Origin of the sequence: Nonomuraea aridisoli (assembly GCF_003236395.1) — a bacterium.
GTDB lineage: Bacteria > Actinomycetota > Actinomycetes > Streptosporangiales > Streptosporangiaceae > Nonomuraea > Nonomuraea aridisoli.
This window is the reverse complement of record NZ_POUD01000439.1, coordinates 1-4,793: the sequence shown is the minus strand read 5'-3', so window position 1 is coordinate 4,793 and position 4,793 is coordinate 1. Positions and strand designations below refer to the sequence as shown.

Annotated in this window: 4 protein-coding genes and 1 pseudogene; 2 read left to right on the top strand and 3 right to left on the bottom strand. The window is 71.9% G+C overall.

The features are described 5' to 3' along the window. Positions 1–309, top strand: a pseudogene (locus C1J01_RS50735) (hypothetical protein); the annotation flags it as partial. Between the two features lie 84 nt (positions 310–393). Beyond that, positions 394–645, top strand: a complete 252-nt coding sequence (locus C1J01_RS46290; protein WP_111185353.1) for a metallothionein — start codon at positions 394–396, stop codon at positions 643–645. Between the two features lie 80 nt (positions 646–725). On the opposite strand, the gene C1J01_RS46285 is transcribed toward C1J01_RS46290, so the two are convergent. From C1J01_RS46285 to C1J01_RS46275, 3 genes are all read right to left on the bottom strand, one after another. Then, the gene (locus C1J01_RS46285) at positions 726–1,817 is read right to left on the bottom strand and encodes a winged helix DNA-binding domain-containing protein (protein ID WP_235855127.1); all 1,092 of its coding nucleotides are present in this window, start codon (positions 1,815–1,817) and stop codon (positions 726–728) included. Between the two features lie 52 nt (positions 1,818–1,869). Next, positions 1,870–3,561: an ABC transporter family substrate-binding protein gene (locus C1J01_RS46280; RefSeq protein WP_111185350.1), complete on the bottom strand. Its 1,692-nt coding sequence runs from the start codon at positions 3,559–3,561 to the stop codon at positions 1,870–1,872. 31 nt (positions 3,562–3,592) lie between these two features. After that, positions 3,593–4,793 (bottom strand): ABC transporter ATP-binding protein (locus tag C1J01_RS46275; protein WP_146615994.1); only part of this gene is annotated, 1,201 nt, incomplete at its 5' end.

The following is a 4,793-nucleotide window of genomic DNA, read 5'->3' as shown; positions in this document are numbered from 1 at the left end:
GTGCGCAGCCCCACCTGGGGCATCGCCCTGGCCGGGATCGGCGGCGGCGTGCCGGTCTCCATCGCCGGGTTCGCGGTGACCGGGCTGGCCCTCGGGCCGCTCGTGCCCGCCCTGCTCAGCCACGCGGCGGCCGGCGACTCCAGCGGGACGCTCGTCTGGGGCGTCTCGACGATCTCGTACACCGGATTCGTGGTGAGCCCGCTGCTCGTGGCCGGGCTGAGCGGGTGGCTCGGGCTGCCCGCCGCGCTGGCCGTCCTCGGGCTGCTCGGGCTGCCGCTCGTGGCGCGTTTTCTGGCCGAACGACCATGACGGGCGGAATATGGCCGCCATTTGGGGAAATGGGACCACGGAACGGGGTATCCCGACGGCGGATCGACGGCGAAGGGGATGATCATGGCGATCTGTGAGACGTGTGGCAACGACTACGACATGGCGTTCGAGGTGCACGCGCAGGGGGCTGTGCACACGTTCGACTGCTTCCAGTGCGCGATCGAGGCGATGGCGCCCATCTGTGAACACTGCGGCACCAAGGTCATCGGCCATGGGGTGCAGTCCGGCGAACACTGGTACTGCTGCGCCCACTGTGCCCGTGCCGAGGGCACCCAGGGCCTCGTGGACCGCGTGACCGCCGGCGCCTCAGCCTGACCCGGGCCGGCCTGACCCACACCATCCCCGGCCCCGATCGGCCGGTCCGATCTCGCCGGTCGGGCGGGGGTGGACGCGCTCTATGCGGTGAGCAGGCGGCGCATGCGGTCGACCGCCTCGGCGAGGGGCTCGCGCGGCACCGGGGCGGCCAGGTCGAGGGTGATGTCGCCGCCCTTCGCCTCCCACACCCCGGCGACGCGTCCGGCATGCACGACGACGGGCGAGATCCACCCCGCCTGCCTGCTCACCTTGGGCTTGAGCTCCGGCGGCAGCAGCGGGGTGAGGGAACGCGGGGCGGCCAGGACGTACTGGTCGAACCCCGGCAGCAGGTGGACGGCCGAGGACTCGGCGGTGCCGGCGAGGTCGTCGACGTGCTCGGCCGGGATCAGCAGGGTCATGCCGTCGTCGGTCTCGACCTCCGCCAGCTCCGGCGCCAGGTCGCGGAACCAGCCCTTGAGCACGGCCTTCCTCGCCACCCCGCCGAACAACCAGGAGTCGAACATCTCCGGCGTGGCCGGCCCGTGGGCCCCCAGGAACGCCCGGAGCACCCGCACCCCCGCCTCCTCGGGCGACGGCGGCGTGCCCGGCCGGCCCGGCACCCAGCGGGCCGGTGAGGTGAAGGTCACCCGGCCGTCGCGGGGCGGGCCGTAACACAGCTCGCCCAGCCGGCTCAGCGGCTTGAGCAGCGCGCCCCACCCGGATGTGAGCGCCTCACGCAGATGCGCGTCACCCGTCGCCGCCACGACGGCGTCCACGAGCTCCTCCCGCGTCAGAGGATCACCGGTCAGCACCCGGGGGACGGCGTCGATGACGGCCGCGATCTCATCGGCGGTGACGCCGTGGCCGCGTTGCCACGAGCCCTTCTCCCAGAAGCGCAGGGTGGCCAGGGCCGCGCAGTGGTCGGCCAGCGCGTCGGCGGGCAGCAGGTGGAGGGTGCCGCGCATGAGCCACGTCCTGACCAGCGTGCGGTCCGACCACAGGGCGCGGCCGATCTCGCCGGGATCGGGGCGGGCGCTCCTGACCGCCACCGCGAGCTGCGCGGAGGAGGCGACCTGCGCCTGCACCCCGCACAACCGCCGCACGACCGCCACGGCGTCAGGCCCGTCGCCTCCGCTCACGAACTGCCGCCGCAACCTCCAGGCGAGGATCCGCGCCCACGTCACCTTCGTCACCCGCCCAGTCCTACACCCTGCCCCCGACACTTTCCGGCCGCCCGTCGCAGGGTCAGCGGACGAAGCCGATGTTCTCGTACTGGAGGTCGTAGAAGCCGCGCGCGCCCACGTTCGCCAGCGTCTCCTTGACCGCGACGTTCTGCGGCCGCTGGTACAGCGGGAGCACGTTCACCTCCTGCCAGATGAGCTTGTCGGCCTCGTTCGTCGCCGTGCGGGCCCGCGCCGGGTCCAGGCTCTGGGACGCCCGCTTCATGGCCGCGTCGATGGCCGCCGACCCGGTACGCCCGAAGTTCGCGTTCCACCGCCCGTCCGTGGCGTTGGCGTAGATGCCGTAACTGCTCGAAACCGGGAACGGCGTCCCGATGTACGCGAACGGCGTGATGTCGAAGTTGCCAGGAATGACGTACCTGGTGAAGAAGTCGTCGTTGGGCACCGACCTGATCGTGAGCTTCACCCCGATCTGGGCGAGCATGCTCTGCGCCAGTTCACCCTCGGCCTTGCTCACCTGCACCCCCGACGGCACCACGAACCGCAGCTCCAGCGGTTTGCCGCCCTTCATCCGGACGCCGCCGCTCAGCCGCCACCCGGCGGCGTCCAGCATCTGCTTGGCCCTTTCGGGGTTGTAGACGCCGAGCGCCCCCGCGTTGTCCTGGTAGCCCTCCTGCGTGTTCATGAAGAAGTGGTTGTTCAGCAGCGTGATCGGCCAGTCGAGCCCCTGCAGGTCGGACTGCGCGATGGCCTGCCGGTTGATGCCGAGCTGCACGGCCTGGCGCACGTTGCGGTCACGCAGCAGCTCGCTGGAGCCGTTGAAGGTGAAATGCCGGAAGTCGGGGCCGGCGGCCTGGCGGACCTGCGCGCCCGGCGTGTTCTTGGCGCGCGCGTAGTCGGGCGCCGACGGCCCCACGTCGATGACGTCCAGCTCGCCGTTGCTGAACGCGCCGATCAGGGAGTCCTGCTCGGACGCCCGGTAGACGATCCGGTCGAGCTTGGCCCGCTGCCCCCACCACGCGTCGTCCCGTACCAGGGTGATGGTCTTGGCCGTCTGGTCGAACCCGCCGAACTTGAACGGCCCCGCCGTCACCGGGATCTTGTTCAGCCAGGCGTTGTTGAACGCCTGCGGCGTCTTGTTGGTCGAGGCGGGCAGCAGCGGCCCGAACAACGACTGCCAGTCGCCGAACGGCCGCGCGAACGTCACCACCACCTCGTGGTCGTCCTTGCCCTTGGCCACCTTCTCGATGTCCTGGTAACCGGTCGAGGAGGCGATCCGGTAGCCGGGGTCGCGCCCGTTGAGCGCCTGCCACTGCGCCTGGTAGTCGGCCCACGTGATCGGCTTTCCGTCCGACCACTTCGCCCGCGGGTTCAGCGTGTACGTCACCACCTGCTTCGGCCGCCGGTCGGTCACCTTGGCGTCCAGCACGTAGTCGCGGTCGACGGAGATCTGCGCCTTCTCGTCCGACACGAACGGCGCGGGCAGCAGCGCGTTGCTGACGGAGGCGGCCACCGCGAGGTTGCCGTCGACGTGGTTGCGGTTCCACTGGGCGGGGAACTCGTTGATGCCCCAGCGCAGCGTCCCGCCGTCCTGGACGTTCTCGCGCGGCTGCGGATTGATGTCGTACGCCTTGATCGTGCCTTCGTCACCCGGACTGCCCTGGACGCCGGGCATCGCCCCCTGGCCGTCGCCGCAGCCGGCCAGCAGCAGCGACCCCGTCACCGCGACGGCCACGACACGACGTGATGCTCTCATCGAACGTATTCCTCCTGGTCAGCACGGCTGGTCAGACGACTTCCCGGCGCTCGGCGTAGTGGCAGGCCGCCCCGTGGTCCTCGCCCACTGGCCGCACCTCGGGCTCGACGTCCACGCAGAGCCGGCGTTCGGCGTCGGTGAGCTCGCCCCGGAACTTCGGGCACCTGGTGCGGAACCGGCAGCCCGACGGAGGGTCGGCCGGGCTGGGCAGGTCGCCTTCGAGCAGGATCCGCTCACGCGAGCGCTCGCGCACGGGGTCGGGCAGCGGGATCGCCGAGAGCAGCGCCTGCGTGTACGGATGCGCGGGAGCGTCGTAGACGGCGCCGACCCGGCCGATCTCGGCGATCCGGCCGAGATACATCACGGCCACCCGGTCGGCGATGTGCCGCACCACGGCCAGGTCGTGCGCCACGAACAGGTACGACAACCGCAGCCGGTCCTTCAGCGAGCCGAGCAGGTTGAGCACGCCGGCCTGGATCGACACGTCGAGCGCGGAGACGGGCTCGTCCAGCACCAGCAGCCGGGGCTCCAGCGCGAGCGCCCTGGCGATGCCGATGCGCTGCCGCTGCCCGCCCGAGAAGCTCTGCGGGTGGCGGGCGGCGTGGGAGGGGTGCAGACCGACCAGGTCGAGCAGCTCGGAGACCCGACGGGCGGGGTCGCGCCGTCCGTGCGTGCGCAGCGGCTCGGCCAGGATGTCGTAGACCGTCATGCGCGGGTCGAGCGCGGCCAGCGGATCCTGGAAGACCACCTGCATGTCGCGCCGGATCGCGGTGCGCCGGGCCCGGTCGAGCCGCGCGACGTCGTGGCCGAGCACGACGATGGAGCCCTCCTGCGGCGCGGTCAGCTCCAGGATCTGCGTCAGCGTGGTCGTCTTGCCGCTGCCGGACTCGCCGACCAGCCCCAGCGTCTCGCCCTCGCGGATGTCGAAGTCGATCCCGGCCACCGCGTGCACCGTGCCCACCCGGCGCTTGAACACCGCCCCCTTGAACAGCGGATAGTCCTTGACCAGGCCGCGCACGTCCAGCACGGTCCGCTCGCCGCGCGGCCGGGGCGCCGCTTCCTCCTCCGGCTCCGGCGCGGCCGCGTACGGGCGCACCTCCTGCCAGCGGATGCACGCCGCGCCGTGTCCCTCGCCGACCTCGAACAGCGGCGGCTCGCCCGCGTCGCAGGCGTCGATCCGCAACGGGCAGCGCGGCGCGAACGGGCACCCGGGCGGCAGCGCGGCGGGGGAG

Coding starts and splice junctions, on each gene's coding strand:
- C1J01_RS46290 (WP_111185353.1), top strand. CDS start 394: ATGGCGATCTGTGAGACGTGTGGCAACGACTACGACATGGCGTTCGAG.
- C1J01_RS46280 (WP_111185350.1), bottom strand. CDS start 3,561: ATGAGAGCATCACGTCGTGTCGTGGCCGTCGCGGTGACGGGGTCGCTG.